The following is a 16,312-nucleotide window of genomic DNA, read 5'->3' as shown; positions in this document are numbered from 1 at the left end:
AGTGGTTGTCGATGCCCCCTGCACACGGAGCCGGACCTGCCATGGTGAGACGCAACGACCAACGGCGAGCCGCGCTCGTCGACGCCGCGATCGAGGTGCTGGCGCGGGACGGCGCACGCGGGCTGACCTTCCGGGCGGTGGACGGGGCGGCCGCCGTGCCTCCCGGTACGGCGTCCAACTACTTCACCAGCCGCGACGAGCTGCTCACCCAGGCCGGCGCCCGCGTCTACGAGCGGCTCCAACCCGACGAGGCCACGCTCGACCGCCAGCGCAGCGCCGGCCGCGACCGGGAGACGTACGCGGAACTGATGCGTGAACTCGTCGGCCGGATCGCCTCCTTCCGCACCGGCTACCTCGCCCTGCTGGAACTCCGACTGGAGGCCACCCGCCGCCCGGAGCTGCGCGCGGTACTCACCGAGCGGGTCCGCGCCGATCTCGCCGCCAACGTCGCCTACCACGAGGCCTCCGGTCTGCCCGGCGACGCCACGGCCGTCAAGCTGCTCTACCTCGCCCTGAACTGGCTGATCGTCGAACACCTCACCCTGCCGGACGTGCTCTCCGAGGCGGAGCGGGAGGAGCTGGTGACGGCGGCCGTCGAGCGGATCGTGGGCTGATCATGACGGTCCAGCCACCCCTTTAATAGAACTCCGTTATCTTCACGGAATGCAATTTCCCCGTTATTAGCATTTTCGCCGATTGCTGCGATCGGACCCTTCGGATACTGCTTTCGAGCAACAAATACACCCGAATGTCCGACACCCCATCCCCCGGAGGGGCTCGTTAGGCGGTCGTGACACGAACTGAGGGCCTCACGACCGGGAATCTTCGCTCGACGATCACATTTAACGTGGAATGCGGCGAGGGGGAGATGCTCATTGACGGATGTTCAGATCTTCTCGATGACTTCCTGAGAAGAATGACCCAGCTCGAAAGCGAGTACCTGCAGGCGATGGTGGGGCTATAGGACTTACTCGATGGACAGGATTCACAACGAAGACCTCTTCACTGACACCGAGTTCAGCACGCTCGAGATGCAGTGGGATCCGGTCGAGGAACTGGCCCAGATGCTGTCCGCGGCATCGGCCACGGAGCCCGAACCGCCGAGTCCGCCGCACGAACGGTCCAGCCACCGAAGGACCCGGCAGCGGCTCCGTGCGGAGTCTCGCTCGCACGACAGCAGCCGAGGAACTCACGTCACGATCCTGATCGCGACCATCTCGGTCTGCGCCGTCTGCATGTTGGGCTGGTCATTTTCTTATTCATATGCCCAGCTCCGCGCCACCGCGTCCGCCGAACTACCGGCGAGTCTGGCCCAATGGTGGCCGCTGACGGTGTATGGGCCATGGCTCGTGGCGGCCCTGTCCATTCTGCGGGCCACCGTTCAGAATCGCAGTGCGCGAAGGTCCTGGGGGGTGGTGCTGGGCGCCTCCGCCCTGGCAGTGGCCCTGTGCGTCAGCCACTCACCGCACTCACTGCTTTCCTGGATCATCTTCGGAATTCCCCCGATCACCGCACTGGTGTGTTTCTGGGAGATCGTCGGCCAGGTCTCGTCCAAGGTGGCCAAACCTCGGCACGCCGCGCACAACCGGCGGAACTCCAAGCCGTAGAGCATCCGTTCACCGTCGCCGCCGGGCCCGGCACCCGAGCCGCTCGGCGTCGACGGTCCGCGCGACGGCCGGCCGGTGACGTCCGGCGCCTTCGCCGGTCCGGATGGACGAAAGCCCAGATGGATGAAAGAAATGGTCGGCAACCTGGCCTGATTACGGACGGTTGTACGTTCGATATGCGGTCTGTGCGCGTCTCGGCAAGCCTTGGACGCAAGCCCCCAAGACACGTGTCTTGACGGAGGACCCAGAAAGGACCGTTCACCATGCGAACCATCGCTGCCCTCTTCATCGCCGGTCTCCTCGCAGCCGTCGCGGCCCCGGCCGCTTCCGCTGGGGAAGGCCCCGGCTACGTCTGCGACACCCACACGATTAGCTCGCTCTGCTGGTGACTTCTTGGTTGACCGGAACAGGCCGCGGACGTCGAGTCCGCGGCCTGTTCTCACCCCTACGGCCTGAGGGGCGGCACGGCCGCTGCCGTACAGGGCGCGTCATCAACGGAATTTCATCGGCATGGCAACAACCGCGGCCATGCTGATGGGGTGACATCGCAGCACGCGCGCGAGGTATGGGGGACGCCAACTCCTGGGAAAGATGGGGATGTTGGCGTATCTTCCGAAGTGGCGGGGCCTGACGGAAGCGGCAGGGGGGACGCATGAGCGGGAACCCGTACTTCCAGCATGACTTCCGGCCGGGCTCCCGGTCGGACACGAACCCGTCACCGGGTGGTGCGCAGCGGACGGTCAGAGGGCGTGTGCTGATCTCCGCCGGATGGATCCTGCGGATCGTGGGCACGGTGACGGGCTTCCTGGCGTTCACGGTCTTCAGGAAGAACCTGCACAGCGATCAGTGGTCGTCCATACCCACCGTCCGCTGGTGGTTACGGCTGCTGGGATCGGTCGTGGCCTTCTTCGCCGGCGTAGCGGTCTTCGCCATCGGCCGGCAGGCCGTGGTGCGCGGCAAGCAGCACCTCGCCGACGTCATCGAGTCGCTGGACCGCCTGCCCGGCCCCCGCTATCTCCTGTACCTGCGGCCGTTCTCCAACGATGCGCTCATGTCCGGGCTGCCCGACGACATCCAAGGGGGCGGAAACGCCCAGAACTTCTTCCTCGTCTCGGGGCTGACGTACGAGGAGTCCCTGGTCCGCCGCTTCCGGCGGTTCGGCCGGGTCATCGCGATCGGCCGGCCCGGCGAGGAACTTCCACTGCCGGGAGCGGCACGCGCGTACCTGCCGCTGAACGACTGGCAGTCCAAGGTGAGCAGGCTGATCGCGGGTGCGCACGCCGTGCTGCTGTCGGCGGGTCCCGGTCCGGGCACGGTGTGGGAGTTCACCGAGGCGGTGCGCCTCGTCCCGCCGACGCGGCTGTTGCTGCTGGCCTACTGCGACGCCCCGACGTACGACCGTTTCCGCGAGGCCGTCGCGGAGGAGTACGACCGACGCTCACGCACCGAACCAGGGGCGCCGGGAACGGGCCTGTGGCCCCCGCTGCCCGCCCTGCCGGACTGCCCCTCGCCCGCGCGCCCCGAGCGGCCACGCTGGGAAGTGCTCCTGAACGGCGGGAAGAAGCGGCTGCGCTGGGACTTCACCCTCAAGGGGCTGATCGTCTTCCGACCGGACTGGACGGCGAGGTTCGTACGGTTCGATCCCACGACCGTACGGATGTCCAGCACATGGACACTCAGCCGACTGGTCAAGCGTGAACTCCAGCCCGTCATGGATCAGTTGACCGCGCTCGACACACGGGAGGGGCTTGGTGACGACAATCCCTGAGCCGGAATGGCCGCCGGAGACACCGGATCGGCAGCCGGACTCACCGCACCCGCAGCCGGAGACACCGGGCTGTCGGCCGGAGACCCTCGACCGGCGGTCGGAGCTGCTGGAGCTGTACAAGCTGGCCGTGGAGATGGCCGACCGCGTCTCCGCTCGCCGAGGCACCGCCAACGCCTTCTTCCTGTCGGTGCAGTCGACGCTGGTGACCCTGGTCGGCTTCGGCTCCCCCAGCCTGGAGAAGTCTCCGTGGTGGGTGCCGCTGGCCGTGGCCCTGACGGGCGTCACCCTGTCCGGGGCATGGTGGCTGCAGCTGCGCAGCTACCGGGATCTGAACAGCGCGAAGTTCAAGGTCATCCACGCGCTGGAGGACCACCTCCCCGCGCGGATCATGGCCGACGAGTGGGACCTGCTCAAGCGCCATCCGATGCCCGGCCGGCGCAACCGCTACGCGGAACTGGGCACCTCCGAGCGCATCGTTCCCCTCGTGTTCGCAGCGGCCCACCTGATCCTGTTCGGGGGCACACTGTCCGTGTGACCTACCTGGACTCGCTCGCCGCCCTCATCCGCTCCTGCCTGGCCCCGCAGGCCAAGCCCCCCGCGGACTCCGACGACCTGTTCCGCCTCTACGCCGTGCTCCTGCTGGCCAAGGGGGACCAGGTGACCGACGAGGACGTCCACAACGCCTGGTGCGCCTGGATGCAGACGGTGAACAGCGACCACAAGGCGCTGATCCCCTTCAACGACCTCGACGAGGAAACACGCGCTGCGGACACCCCGTATACCCAGGCCATCCACGCGGCAGTCCGCAGAAGGGCCCGCGGCCACGAGTAGCGTCAGGAGAGCCAGTCGGCGTAGCGGGTGGCGGCGAGGTGGGCGTCCTTGTCGGTGAGGACGTCGCCCTTGACGACGGCGAACATGCCGGCGGTGGGGTCGGTGACGACGGTGCGGTGATCGCCCTTGTGGGCCAGGGTGATCCGGCCCAGCTCGTCCAGGGTGAAGATCTCGGGGCCCGCGATGTTGCGGATGCCGTTCAGCGGGGCACCCGCGGCGACCTCCGCCACCGCGGCGGCCACGTCCTTGGCGGCGATCGGCTGGATCGGCGTGGCGGGCAGCCGGACGGTGTCGCCGTCGGCGGTCCAGGACAGGACGGCGTCCATGAACTCCATGAACTGCGTCGCCCGGACGATCGAGTACGGGATCGACCCGGCGGCGAGGAGGTTCTCCTGGAGCTCCTTGGCGCGGTAGTAGTCCAGCTCCGGCACCTGGTCCGTGCCGACGATCGAGAGGATGACGACGTGGCCGACGCCGCCCTTGCGGGCCGCGGCCAGAAGGTTGTCCATCGAGGTCTGGAAGAAGGCCGGGGAGGCTTCGTCGAAGGTCGGGGAGTTCGTCAGGTTGACGACGACGTCGGCACCCGCCACCGCCTCGTCCAGTCCCTGGCCGCTGATGACGTCGACGCCGGTGGACTTCGAGTGCGGTACCGCCTCATGCCCGGCGGCGGTCAGGTTCTTGACGACCTGCGACCCGATCAGTCCCGTACCGCCGATGACTGCGATCTTCATGGCGTGCCTTTCATAGAGGTTATGTGCGGAATATGGCATATGGACGGCTATGTGGGCGGGGCAAGGAACGGCCCCTTGATCGCCCGAGGAGGGGCGGCGTCACAGGCCGCCGACGAACGTGACCGTCTCGTCGAGCGGCGCCCGGCCTGTGCGGGCATCGCCCGCGGTGACGTCCTCGAACCCGATCGACATGCCGCAGAAGAGGACGAGCTCGTCCGGGGGTGACAGGACCTCCGCGACGGTCCTGTGAAACTTCGCCCAGGCCATCTGCGGACAGCTGTGCAGCCCTTCGGCGCGCAGCAGCAGCATGACGGTCTGCAGATACATGCCGACGTCGGCCCACTGGGCCGGGCCCATGTCGCGGTCGATGTAGCAGAACAGGGCAGCCGGCGCGCCGAAACAGTCCCAGTTCGCGGCAGCGGCCCTCTGCCGCGCCTCCAGATCCTCGCGCGGGATACCGAGCGCGCCGTAGCGCTGCTCGCCGAAGGCGGACCGGCGCTCGCGGTAGGGGGACTTCAGTGCGGCCGGGTACATCTCGTACTCCGGCTCGTCCCAGGGGTCGCCCAGGGCCAGGCGCTCGCCGGCGCGCTTCTTGATCTCGGCCAGCGGCGTGCCGGTCACCACGTACGCGTGCCACGGCTGGAGGTTCGATCCGGACGGCGCCCAGGCCGCGGCGGACAGAACGCGCTCCAGCGTCTCCCTCGGGACAGGACGGTCGGTGAACCCGCGCACCGCCCGTCGGCTCGTGACCGCCTCATAGACGTCCATGTTCGCCCGCCTCCATCCACTCAACGGGTACGCCTTCGCTACACTCGTAACGGTATCACTCAATACCGTATCGCGTGAAACTATCTCGGGTGCCAAATCACGGCTGCCTTCCGCAGGGCACGGGAGGAGCGTTCGCCGCACACGTGGAGCTCATCGAGGACCTGGAGCGGGAGGACGCCGTCCTGATCGGCGCTTAGGGCACCCTGGTTGTCGTCGTCGCCAGCCGCGGCGGCTCTTACGCGCCGGGCGCCACGCGTGAGTGCTACGAGTTCGTACCTCTCCGCCGGTGCCAGTGACGCCTTGGACCTGGGGCAGGCGGCCCGGCGCCGAGCGCGGCCGGAGGCTCGACCTGTCAGCGGGGCTCACGTCGAGGCGCCGGTGACGCGGGGCGGGGGGTGACAGCGCCGAGCACACCGGCGAGGTACGCGACGCGACAGCCGCGCCACGGGTGCGCGGGCGCGCCTACGCCTCGTCGTCCGCGGGATGGGCGAGCCGGGTCAGGAGATCCGTCAGCTGCTCGGGCTCGCCGCGCCCCAGGTCGGCAACCAGACTTTCAGCCAGCGGCTCCGCCGCCACGTGGGCCGCGTCGAAGAGCTCCAGTCCCTGAGGCGTGATCTCCACCGCCCGGACCCGCCGGTCCCCCGGAACGACCTTGCGTACGGCAAGACCCTTGCGCTCCAGGTCGTCCACGATGCGCATGATCCCGGCCTTGTCCGACCCCGTCGCCGCCGCCAGATCCCGCTGCACCGTGGGACCGTGGTTGACCAGCTCGATCAGCACCGCGAAATGCCGCAACTCGATGCCGAGCGGCCGAAGCGCCTCCCCCATCACCGCGGCCGCCCGCCAGTGCGCCCGGCGCAGCAGCAGGCCGAGGGCGAAGGGCGAGGGATCCCCGGGGCGGTCGGTCGCACGCGAGGCGGTGGTGTGGTCAGGAACGTCGGCGGCCATGGAACCAGACTACTTCATTCGATACGGTATCGTTCGAAACTAAATGTGCCTACGGGACCTACGGGCACACCCGGCCCCTATGGCGACAGGCATGAGCGCAGGCCATGCCGTCACCCTCGGGAACCTTCACGGAGGCGTGCGCATCTCCCTGACCGGGAGGCAGAAGCGGGGCACCCGGCCTCCGCAGGGGTGCTTCACCAGGGGGATGTACTCATGGCACGGCGAACAGCGGCAGTCTCCGCGATCAGCCTGGCGGTGGTGGTGACTGCCGCAGCCTGCGGTCCGGAACACCGTGTTGCCGCGCAGCCGACCTCCGGACCGTCACGGACGACGGCACCGTCCGCCGAGCCGTCACGGACGTCCGCGTCACCCTCACCCTCGGCCTCGGCCTCGGCAGGCGTACGGCCGGGTGCCGCATGCGCCACCCCGCAGTTGCGGTGGAGACTGACGCGCCTTGCCGACAAGTCGAGCAAGGCGCCGACGGCCCTGCTGAGCGCGACCAACACCAGCACCGCCCCCTGTGCCTTCAACGGCTACCCGGAGCTTCACGCCTACGCGGGCAAGGGGCCGGCCGTCTGGTCGGAGCCGAAGGCGAAGGCGCCGGTCCGGCTGGTACTGGACCACGACAAGACGGTCGACTTCCCGCTCTTCTACCCCGCGGCCCCTGCCGCGAACGGCTCCTGCTCCATACCGGTCGACGACGACCCGCGCATCGAGGTGCTGCCACCGCACCCCGCGCACACCGACTACGGCGCATCCGTGCAGATCATTGACGCACACGGCCGGCAGGTGCGCCCCGTGTTCTGCGACACCGTTCACGTGGGCGCACCCCGGCTGCGGTAGACGGCGCAAAGGGAACGGCAACTTCTGCCGGGCCGACGCGCCCCGCACACGAACGGGTGTCACCTCACACCCGGCCAGAGGTACACATGTTCGAAGATTGTGCGATCATGGCAACGGCGACCGCTGATCACGGTCGCCTGGTTGCCGTCTCACAGGCGGCATGGGGGAACGCATCGGGGGGTGCGCTGTGAGCTTGACTCGATCATGGGGGCGTCCACGCCTGTCCACAGGTGGCGGCCTGTGCGTCGGATGACCTTCGCCGGACCGGCTGCCGAGTTCGTCGACTGCCGGGACGCCCGGTGTGCGCGCGGGGCAGCCGTCACCGGGTACCGACATCGCATCCATCGCGGGTCCGCGCCGGGCATCCCTGTGCCCATGGCCGCCTTCCTCGGTCGCGCCCTCGCCTCCACGGCATCGACGGTGACCGCACAGGGCGTCTGACCCATGGCCGCGATCCACCGCCCCGACTGAACCGCCGACACCCGGAAAGTCCACGTCACCACGGAGCCTCCCGACCGCGTCGCCGCATGGCGACAGCGATCCGGATGGCGACAGCGGTCCGGCCGCCGATCGAAATCCGTGCCGACGGACCGCACTTCCCCCAGGCAAAGGCGCGGCCTCGCGCTCTGCGTCGGCCGTCAACCACTTGCGTGGCCCAGGGCTCATCGAGCCCTCCGGCCTGCCCTGACCCGGAGCAAATTAAGTTGCAAAATACACGAATAGGCCTGGGGGGTGTGCTCGCGCTGTCCGCCGCACTCCTGCTGGGCACCGCCACCGCGGCCCGAGCCGCCACACCGGTCCCGGCCCCCACCAGACACGTGACGGCCGACCCGGCACGCACCGGCAGGACAACCGCCGCCGCGAGCCCCTCGGCGTCTGCCGCATCAAGCCCCGCGGCGTCCGCCGCACCAAACCCCTCGGCGTCCGTCACACCGTCATCGGCCGGCGGCGGAACCTGGACGGTCCAGGACGCCATCCGGTTCTGGACACCCCAGCGCATGGCCTCGGCCACCGACCCCTCGGGCCGTATCGCGCAGCCGCGAGGCTGGGCGGCACCGCGCGGGAAGCGATCCATCGCCACCGGGATCACCGGCGAGCACTTCGACGGCATCAAGACCGTGGGCACGCTCTTCACCACCACAGGCGACATGAAGGCCCATCACTGCACGGCCAGCGTCGTAAGCAGCCCGGGGCACAACCTCATCCTCACCGCCGGGCACTGCCTCGGCAGCAACGCGGCCTTCGTGCCCAAGTACGACCACACCAAGACGGCGGGCGAGCAGAAGTACGGCATCTGGCCGGTCAAGGAGTGGTTCCGCGACGCGCAGTACGCCTCGGACCGGAGCGCCAACTCCGACCTGGACTTCGCCTTCGCGAGCCTGAAGGAGAACGGCGGGCGCAACGTCCAGGACGTCGTGGGCGGCGCCAACACCCTCGCCCGCACACCCGGGTTCGTCAACCAGGTGACCGTCATCGGCTATCCCATGGTCAGGTACGACTCCCAGGACCGCGCCTTCCACTGCGCCAACGTCTGGACGACGCCCCTGCCCGCCTACAACCAGATGCAGATCGACTGCGCCGGCATGTGGGGTGGAGTCTCCGGCGGGCCGTGGTTCTCCAAGCTCGACCCCTCGGGCGACACCGGCGAGATCATCGGCAATGTGGGCGGCTTCATGCAGGGCGGACCCGATGTGAGGTCCGACAACCCGCTGTACAACCGGATCACCTACAGCCCACTGCACGGCGACCGGTTCTTCCAGCTCTACGACGACGCCCAGCAGGGCCTGCACGCCGACCACGGCTCCTATCAGCAGCCGGCGCTGCCCTACTCCATGGGCAGCGGCACGACGTGGCAGCACGCCAAGCTGATGGCCGCCGGTGACTTCAACGGCACCGGCCACAGCGACCTGATCGTGGTGTGGACCGACGGCGAGGTGACTCTCTACACCAACGACGGCAACGGCCACTTCATCACGGAACGCCAGTTGCTGGCCGCCAACTCCACCTGGACCCACGCGGAGACGATCACCGCGGGCGACTTCACCGGATCGAACCGGTACGACCTGATGGTCCGCTGGTCCGACGGCGAGGTCACCCTCTTCGGCGACGTCGGCCTCAACGGCCTCAACGTGCCGGGCACCCAGCTGACCGGCCCCAACACCACCTGGCAGCACGCCACCCAGATCGCCGCGGGCCGTTTCAACTCCTCGAACTACGTCACGGACCTGATGGTGCGCTGGTCCGACGGCGAACTCACCCTCTACACCAACGTGGGCGCCGGAGGCTTCGGACAGGAGCACAAGCTCCAGGGCCCCAACTCCACCTGGACCCACGCCACACTGCTGACCGCCGGCGAGTTCTCCGGCAACCAGAAGTGGGACCTGATGGTGCAGTGGTCGGACGGTGAACTCGACAACTACGTCGGCACCACCGCCTCCGCCCTCGGCACCGAGGCACGCATCCAGAACCCCAACGAACTCTGGACCCACAACGCGGTCATGACCACCGGCAACTTCACCCCCAACCACCGCACCGACGACCTTGTCGTCCGCTGGTCCGACGGCGAGACCACGATGTACACCGACACCGGCAAGAACACCCTCGGCACCGAGCACAACCTGGTACCCCACGCCTAAGGAACCGATCCCGGCACACGGATGCGGAACGGGCAGGCCACCCACCTGCCCGTTCCGCCCCAGCACCGCGACAGTCAGCGATGGATGGCTGTCTTGGCGACGACGATGATCAGGCCGAACACGAGGTTCACCAGCCCGGACACCATGACCTGCCGGCGCGACGCGCCGGCTTGCACGGCAGCGACGGTCGCCCAGGCGACCTGCTCGGCCAGGGCGACGCCCAGGGCGAACCACGCCGTTCCGGGGAGACCCAGGCCCAGCAGAGGGCTGATCAGCACGGCGATGGCCGGGGGGAACGCCGCCTGGACCATCGGCCACTCACGGCGGGCCGTGACCCATATTTCGTCCCAGGTCCAGCGCTGCGCGTGGACCCGCTCGCCCGCCAGGCGGGCATAGACGTGCGCGGCCCAGAACACGATGCCGGTCACGAGGAGGAGTACCACGAGGGTGGCGCGGGGGAACGGGCCGACCGCTCCGGCCCCTGCCACCACGGACGCGGCCAGGAGCGCGCCGTAGATCGCCCCCGAATACTCGGTCCGCGGCTCACCGTGCGAGGCGGTTCGGCCGCCTCCGGATGTCCCGCTTGCCACGTCTCCAGGATCCCCGGATCCACTGCGCGGCGCAGAACGACCGTCCCCCTGCCGGGGAGCAGGCCGTCCCTTCGGCGCGACTGGGCTCACGCATCGCTCACGCACGGGCCCGAAAACGCCGCAGCGCCCGAGTCAGCCGAAGCCGAATCAGGCGCTGCACAGCAGGTCAGAGGCCATATCCCCCGCCCGCCATCCGTAGGCCCTGTGGGACTCGAACCCACAACCAATGGATTAAAAGTCCACTGCTCTGCCAATTGAGCTAAGGGCCCAGGCGATGTTGCCTGTCCGAGCATAGCCGGACGCGGCCGAGTCTCCGATCGGGTATCGGTGACCCGGCCGCGTCATCCGGGGCCCGGAGGGGGAGTAGGGGGTGGGATGGTCAGTTTTCTACCGGTTCCGGGGTCGAGGCGCGCTCCCCGTCGAGGAACCAGTGGCGGGCCGAGGCCAGCCACCAGGCCGCGGCGAAGCCGAGGACGACCAGGACGGCGACGGGGGCGTAGTTGAAGGTCTTCCAGGTGACCGGCGAGACCTGCGGGAGCATGAAGAGGATCGTGATCAGGACGACCCAGGTGACGGAGACGACCCCGATCGGGCCCGACCAGCGGCCCAGGTGCCACGGCCCGCGGGCGAAGGCGGCGCCCTTGCGGACCCGGAGGAAGGTCGGGATGACGTAGGCGATGTAGAGGCCGATGACCGCGATCGACGTCACCGCCGCGTACGCCGTCGAGTTGATCAGGTAGGGGAGGCCGAGGGCCAGGGCGCCCAGGGCGGCCAGCCAGACCGCCGCCACGGGGGTGCGGGTGCGCGGGCTGACCGTGTGCCAGACGCGGGAGAAGGGCAGCGCGCCGTCGCGGGAAAAGGCGTAGATCATGCGGCTGTTGGCCGTCACCGACGCCATCCCGCAGAAGAGTTGCGCGCCGATCACGACCAGCAGGAGGAGCTTGCCGGTCGTGGCGCCGAGCGCGTCCAGGAGGATCTGGGCCGGGGGCGCGCCGGTCGGGGACGCGAGTTCCTTGTCGTACGACTGGATCGCGAACGTGAAGCCCAGGAGGAGCACGAAGCCGGCTATCCAGGACGTCCAGATCGAGCGGACGATGCCCTTCGGGCCCGCCGTCGACGCGTCGTGGGTCTCCTCCGTCATGTGAGCCGAGGCGTCGTAGCCGGTGAAGGTGTACTGGGCCATCAGGAGGCCGAGGAGGACGACGTACGGGCCGCTGCCCCAGCCCGTCTCGTTCACGAACTTCGTGAACACGAACGTCGCCGACCGGTGGTGGTCGGGTACGAAGGCGAGCGCGCCGACGATCAGCGCCACGCCCAGCACGTGCCACCACACGCTCACGTTGTTCAGGAACGCGACGATGCGCACGCCGAAGGTGTTCAGCAGGCCGTGCAGGAGCAGGATCGCGGCGAAGAGGAGGACCGTGCGGCCGGGGGTCACCCCGAAGTCGAACTGGAGGTTCAGGTAGGCGCCCAGGAAGGACGCCGCGCCGAAGTCGACGCCGGCCGTCACGGCCACCTGGCCCAGCACGTTGAACCACCCCGTGAACCAGGACCAGGCCGCCGCCGAGCGGGGCGGTGCGAGGCGGTGGGCCCAGAAGTACAGGCCGGCCGAGGTGGGGTACGCCGAGCAGATCTCGGCCATCGACAGGCCGACGAACAGCGTCATCAGACCCACCGCCACCCAGCCCCAGGTGATCACGGCGGGCCCGCCGGTGACCATGCCGAAGAGGTACAGCGTGAGGCAGCCGGAGAGCACCGAGATGATCGTGAAGGAGACGGCGTAGTTCGAGAACGCCGACATCCTGCGGGCGAGGACCTGGGTGTAGCCGAGCTGGGCCAGCCGCTCCTCGTCCGACACCGGATGCGTCTCGCCCACTCTCGCGTCATCTGTCATGCCCCCAGCAATTCCCGCTATGAGGGCGTGACATGCGTCATGCTATGGCCAAAAAGGGCCCGTACGACGTCGTCGTACGGGCCCTTCTGAGGTCACTCGGCAGTGCTCACACCGCGTCAGCCGTTGCGCTTCCAGCGCGGCTTGTCCTCGCGGCGGCCGAAGGAGCCGTTGCCGCGGTGGTCGTCACGGCGGCCGTAAGGGCGCTCGTGGCCGCCGGAGCGGAAGCCGGGACGGTCGCCCTGGCGGTCACGGTTGAACGGGCGGTCGCTGCCACGGTGCCCGGCGCGCTCGTCCCGGCGGAAGCCGCCACGGTCGTCACGGCGGTCGAAGGAACGGCCACCACGGTCATTGCGGTCGCCGCGGTCGTTGCGGTCGTTGCGGTCACGGTCGAACGGACGACGGTCGTCACGACGCTCGAAACCACGGCCACCACGGTCGTCACGACGCTCGAAGCCACCACGGTCGTCACGGCGGTCGAAGGAACGGCCACCACGGTCATTGCGGTCGTTGCGGTCACGGTCGAACGGACGACGGTCGTCACGACGCTCGAAACCACGGCCACCACGGTCGTCACGACGCTCGAAGCCGCCACGGTCGCGGTCGAAGGGGCGGCGCTCGTCGCGACGCTCGAAGCCACGGCCACCGCGGTCACCCCGGTCCTCACGGCGCTCGAAGCCCCGCTCGGCACGGTCACCACGGTCCCGGTCGAAACCGCGGCGCTCCCGGCGCTCGTACGGCGCCGAAGCCGCCGGGCGCTCCTCGCGCTCGGCCCGCTGCTCGGCGGCGGCGGCCTCGGCGACCGCCAGCTCCTCCGCGGCCGTCGCCTGGGCCTCGGCCACCGCGGCCTCCGGGTCCTCGCCGCGCTCGCGGGCGACCCGGGCGACCAGCCGGTCCGACTCCTCGCGCAGCTCGGCGGCGCGGCGCTGGGCACGCTCCAGCTGCTTGGTGAGCTGGGCGACCTCGCGCTCGGCCTGCTGTGCGGCGTTGCCCGCGGACTCGGCCTGGACCTCGGTCATGGAGCGGGCGCCGGTGATCTCGGCGACCTCCGGGTCGAAGGCGCCGGCGCCCTGGATGATGTGGCGCGCGGCGTCGACGCCGGCGTCCTCCATCAGGCGGAAGATCTGGCGGCGCTGGTGCGGCAGGGACAGGGAGACGACCGTGCCGGTGCGGCCCGCACGGGCGGTACGGCCGGCGCGGTGCAGGTAGTCCTTGTGGTCGCCGGCCGGGTCCACGTTCAGGACCAGGTCGATGCCGTCGACGTGGATGCCGCGGGCGGCGACGTCGGTGGCGACCAGGACGTTGACGTAGCCGTCCTTGAAGTCGGCCAGGGTGCGGGTGCGCGCGCCCTGGGTCATGCCGCCGTGCAGCGCGTCGGCCTTCACGCCGGCCTCGCGCAGCTGCTCGGCGACGCGGTCGGCGCCCAGCTGGGTGCGGACGAAGATGATCGTGCGGCCCTTGCGGGAGGCGATCGCGGCGGTGACCGGCGCCTTGTCCTTGGGCTTCACGATGAGAATGTGGTGGGACATCGTCGTGACGGCGCCCTGGGCCGCGTCCACCTCGTGGGAGACGGGGCTGTTCAGGTAGCGGTCGACGAGGGTCTGGATCTCGTTCTCCATCGTGGCGGAGAAGAGCATGCGCTGGCCGCCGGCCGGGACCTGGTCGAGCAGCTCGGTGACCTCGGGCAGGAAGCCCAGGTCGGACATCTGGTCGGCCTCGTCGAGTACGGCGATCTGGACGTCCTCGAGCGAGCAGGCGCCGCGGTTGATGATGTCGCGCAGCCGGCCGGGCGTGGCGACGAGGATGTCGACGCCGCGCTCCAGGGCGTAGATCTGGTTGCCCATGGAGGTGCCGCCGCAGACGACCTTCATCTTCAGGCCGACGACGTCGCCGTACGGCTGGAGGGCGTCGGCGACCTGCATGGCCAGCTCGCGGGTCGGGGTGAGGATGACCGCGCGGGGCCGCTTCTTCTCGGTGCGGCCGCCGGCCAGCGTGGCCAGGGTCGGCAGACCGAAGGAGAGGGTCTTGCCGGAGCCGGTGCGGCCGCGGCCGAGGATGTCCTTGCCGACCAGGGCGTCCGGGATGGTCGCGGCCTGGATCGGGAAGGGGGTCGTCACGCCGTTCTGTGCGAGCTTGCGCACGACACCCTCGGGCAGGCCGAGGTCGGCGAAGGTGATCTGGGGGGACTGGTTGGTGTCAGCGGCCTCGTCGGCCTCGGTGACCTCGGTCGTCGCGTCGGCGAGTTCCTGGTCGAGCTGGTTCAGCTCGTTCTCGGACACGACAAACTGGTCAGTACTGGACACGGACATGCGAATGCGAAACCTTCCGGAGTCTCGTCGGCACGCGCCCGTCAACTCCGTGATTCGCTCACGACCGCCTCAATGCGGTCCGCCACGGCAAGGGAGAGTACGCGCCACACGGCGCGCTCTGCGATGGCGCCGGGCAAATGGGATCAAACGATCTACCACCATACGCACTCACCACCCCTGAAGGCAAACCGATCCTCGTGGCCGCGGGGTGAGCCTCATCACCGCGGGTCCGCTCCGGCCCGGCCGCCGACGCCGGCAGCTCCGCCCCGGGCCCTCGCACCGGTGGCCGCGGCCCGGACACTCGCACCGGTGGCTGCAGCCCGGACGCTCGCACCGGCAGCTTCGGCCCGCTCGCTCATGCCGGTGCGCCCGCCGTCGGCGCCGGCTCGCGCTCGACGAGCTGCGGTCCCGGATCCGCGTGCGCCGAGGAGGACGGCTCGGCCGACGGGGGCTCGGAGGTCGCCGGAGGCGGGGTGGAGGGCGGGGGCTCGGGCGGGGCGGAGGTGGCCGGGGGCGTCGGCGGGGCCTGGGTGGGCGCCGGGTCGCCGGGCGGGACGGTCCGGCCCGGCTTGCCGGGCTTCGCCGGGGCCGTGGGGGCGCTGCCCTGGTCGGACGGGGTGGCCGAGGCGGAGGGCGACTTCCCGGGCTTGGCCTTGCCGCCGTGCTCGTGCTTGTTGCCGTCGCCCGCCCTGCCGTCGTGCCCGCCGAAGCCGCCGGCACCGTCGACCGGGCCGCCGTCGGGCGCCTCCCCGCCGTGCCGGCCCGCCGAGTGCGAGGGCCTGGCCGGGACCGCGTCGTCACCCACGCTCACACAGCCGGCGGCAGCGGCGAGGGTCAGCACCGTGACGGTGAGCCGGACGGGTACGGACAAGGGGCGCACGGCGGCCACCTCCGGAGGCAAGGAACGGAGTCAACCTCCCCAACTCCCGCCGCCCGCAAGAAGACACGCGCCCCGTCCGCATCGACGCCCACTCACAAGCCGACATATGTCTACGGCCCCTCAGCCATCGTGCGTACCTCGCCTCTCATCCATAGCCGAGGGCATGCAGCCGGGCGTCGTCGATGCCGAAGTGGTGGGCGATCTCGTGCACCACGGTCACCTCGGCCTCGGCGACGACGTCCGCGCGGCTGTCGCACATCCTCAGCGTCGGCCCGCGATAGATGGTGATCCGGTCCGGCAGCACACCCGCGTACCACTCGCCGCGGTCGGTCAGCGGCGTTCCCTCGTACAGTCCGAGCAGCTCGGGGTCGTCGGCGGCCGGTTCGTCCTCCACGAACACCGCCACGTTGTCCATGAGCCGCGTCAGCTCCGGCGGGATCCGGTCGAGCGCCTCGGCGACCAGCTCCTCGAACTCCTCACGCGTCATCTCCAGCACACGGTCATTGTCCG

General features: G+C 69.7%; 17 protein-coding genes and 1 tRNA gene. 9 read left to right on the top strand and 9 right to left on the bottom strand.

Annotation, left to right across the window (positions count from 1 at the left end):
* Nucleotides 1–41 precede the first annotated feature (41 nt).
* The 6 genes from AB5L52_RS23265 (at nucleotide 42) to AB5L52_RS23240 (ending at nucleotide 4,206) form a co-directional block, all read left to right on the top strand.
* Complete coding sequence (locus AB5L52_RS23265; protein ID WP_369365956.1) at nucleotides 42–614, top strand: TetR/AcrR family transcriptional regulator; 573 nt, start codon at nucleotides 42–44, stop codon at nucleotides 612–614.
* A 360-nt stretch (nucleotides 615–974) separates the two neighbouring features.
* Nucleotides 975–1,607, top strand: coding sequence for a DUF2637 domain-containing protein (locus AB5L52_RS23260; protein WP_351016468.1), 633 nt, complete (start codon nucleotides 975–977; stop codon nucleotides 1,605–1,607).
* A 263-nt stretch (nucleotides 1,608–1,870) separates the two neighbouring features.
* Nucleotides 1,871–1,996 (top strand): hypothetical protein, encoded by a 126-nt coding sequence (locus AB5L52_RS23255; RefSeq protein ID WP_351016471.1) that lies wholly within the window; start codon nucleotides 1,871–1,873, stop codon nucleotides 1,994–1,996.
* 263 nt (nucleotides 1,997–2,259) lie between these two features.
* Nucleotides 2,260–3,375, top strand: a complete 1,116-nt coding sequence (locus AB5L52_RS23250; protein ID WP_369365953.1) for a hypothetical protein — start codon at nucleotides 2,260–2,262, stop codon at nucleotides 3,373–3,375.
* Complete coding sequence (locus AB5L52_RS23245; RefSeq protein WP_369365951.1) at nucleotides 3,359–3,910, top strand: hypothetical protein; 552 nt, start codon at nucleotides 3,359–3,361, stop codon at nucleotides 3,908–3,910. The genes AB5L52_RS23250 and AB5L52_RS23245 overlap by 17 nt, the downstream gene beginning before the upstream one ends.
* Complete coding sequence (locus AB5L52_RS23240; protein ID WP_351016478.1) at nucleotides 3,907–4,206, top strand: hypothetical protein; 300 nt, start codon at nucleotides 3,907–3,909, stop codon at nucleotides 4,204–4,206. The genes AB5L52_RS23245 and AB5L52_RS23240 overlap by 4 nt, the downstream gene beginning before the upstream one ends.
* 2 nt (nucleotides 4,207–4,208) lie before the next feature.
* Here AB5L52_RS23240 and AB5L52_RS23235 read toward each other — a convergent pair whose 3' ends face one another.
* From AB5L52_RS23235 to AB5L52_RS23225, 3 genes are all read right to left on the bottom strand, one after another.
* Nucleotides 4,209–4,937 carry an SDR family oxidoreductase gene (locus tag AB5L52_RS23235; protein ID WP_369365948.1) on the bottom strand — a complete coding sequence of 243 codons (729 nt, stop codon included), beginning with the start codon at nucleotides 4,935–4,937 and terminating at the stop codon, nucleotides 4,209–4,211.
* A gap of 99 nt (nucleotides 4,938–5,036) precedes the next feature.
* Entirely contained in the window at nucleotides 5,037–5,705 is a 669-nt protein-coding gene (locus AB5L52_RS23230; protein ID WP_351016483.1) for a nitroreductase, read from the bottom strand.
* Between the two features lie 462 nt (nucleotides 5,706–6,167).
* Entirely contained in the window at nucleotides 6,168–6,653 is a 486-nt protein-coding gene (locus tag AB5L52_RS23225) for a MarR family winged helix-turn-helix transcriptional regulator (RefSeq protein ID WP_351016485.1), read from the bottom strand.
* A 213-nt stretch (nucleotides 6,654–6,866) separates the two neighbouring features.
* On the opposite strand from AB5L52_RS23225, the gene AB5L52_RS23220 reads away from it, so the two are divergent.
* The 3 genes from AB5L52_RS23220 (at nucleotide 6,867) to AB5L52_RS23210 (ending at nucleotide 10,132) form a co-directional block, all read left to right on the top strand.
* Nucleotides 6,867–7,496, top strand: a complete 630-nt coding sequence (locus tag AB5L52_RS23220; protein WP_369365946.1) for a DUF4232 domain-containing protein — start codon at nucleotides 6,867–6,869, stop codon at nucleotides 7,494–7,496.
* A gap of 240 nt (nucleotides 7,497–7,736) precedes the next feature.
* Nucleotides 7,737–7,937 carry a hypothetical protein gene (locus AB5L52_RS23215; protein ID WP_369365944.1) on the top strand — a complete coding sequence of 67 codons (201 nt, stop codon included), beginning with the start codon at nucleotides 7,737–7,739 and terminating at the stop codon, nucleotides 7,935–7,937.
* A 557-nt stretch (nucleotides 7,938–8,494) separates the two neighbouring features.
* Nucleotides 8,495–10,132: a serine protease gene (locus AB5L52_RS23210; protein WP_369365942.1), complete on the top strand. Its 1,638-nt coding sequence runs from the start codon at nucleotides 8,495–8,497 to the stop codon at nucleotides 10,130–10,132.
* A 74-nt stretch (nucleotides 10,133–10,206) separates the two neighbouring features.
* On the opposite strand, the gene AB5L52_RS23205 is transcribed toward AB5L52_RS23210, so the two are convergent.
* The 6 genes from AB5L52_RS23205 to AB5L52_RS23180 form a co-directional block, all read right to left on the bottom strand.
* Nucleotides 10,207–10,722 carry a hypothetical protein gene (locus tag AB5L52_RS23205; RefSeq protein ID WP_369365941.1) on the bottom strand — a complete coding sequence of 172 codons (516 nt, stop codon included), beginning with the start codon at nucleotides 10,720–10,722 and terminating at the stop codon, nucleotides 10,207–10,209.
* A 196-nt stretch (nucleotides 10,723–10,918) separates the two neighbouring features.
* Nucleotides 10,919–10,991: transfer RNA gene (locus tag AB5L52_RS23200), tRNA-Lys, on the bottom strand.
* Nucleotides 10,992–11,101: 110 nt separating this feature from the next.
* Nucleotides 11,102–12,616 carry an amino acid permease gene (locus tag AB5L52_RS23195; protein WP_351571150.1) on the bottom strand — a complete coding sequence of 505 codons (1,515 nt, stop codon included), beginning with the start codon at nucleotides 12,614–12,616 and terminating at the stop codon, nucleotides 11,102–11,104.
* A 116-nt stretch (nucleotides 12,617–12,732) separates the two neighbouring features.
* Nucleotides 12,733–14,922: a DEAD/DEAH box helicase gene (locus AB5L52_RS23190; protein ID WP_369365938.1), complete on the bottom strand. Its 2,190-nt coding sequence runs from the start codon at nucleotides 14,920–14,922 to the stop codon at nucleotides 12,733–12,735.
* A 355-nt stretch (nucleotides 14,923–15,277) separates the two neighbouring features.
* Nucleotides 15,278–15,802, bottom strand: coding sequence for a hypothetical protein (locus AB5L52_RS23185; protein ID WP_369365936.1), 525 nt, complete (start codon nucleotides 15,800–15,802; stop codon nucleotides 15,278–15,280).
* 145 nt (nucleotides 15,803–15,947) lie between these two features.
* Nucleotides 15,948–16,298 (bottom strand): metallopeptidase family protein, encoded by a 351-nt coding sequence (locus AB5L52_RS23180; protein WP_351016508.1) that lies wholly within the window; start codon nucleotides 16,296–16,298, stop codon nucleotides 15,948–15,950.
* Nucleotides 16,299–16,312 lie beyond the last annotated feature (14 nt).

The sequence above is a fragment of the Streptomyces sp. CG4 genome, from assembly GCF_041080655.1.
In the GTDB taxonomy this organism is placed as follows: domain Bacteria; phylum Actinomycetota; class Actinomycetes; order Streptomycetales; family Streptomycetaceae; genus Streptomyces.
This window is presented reverse-complemented; position numbering and strand designations above follow the sequence as displayed.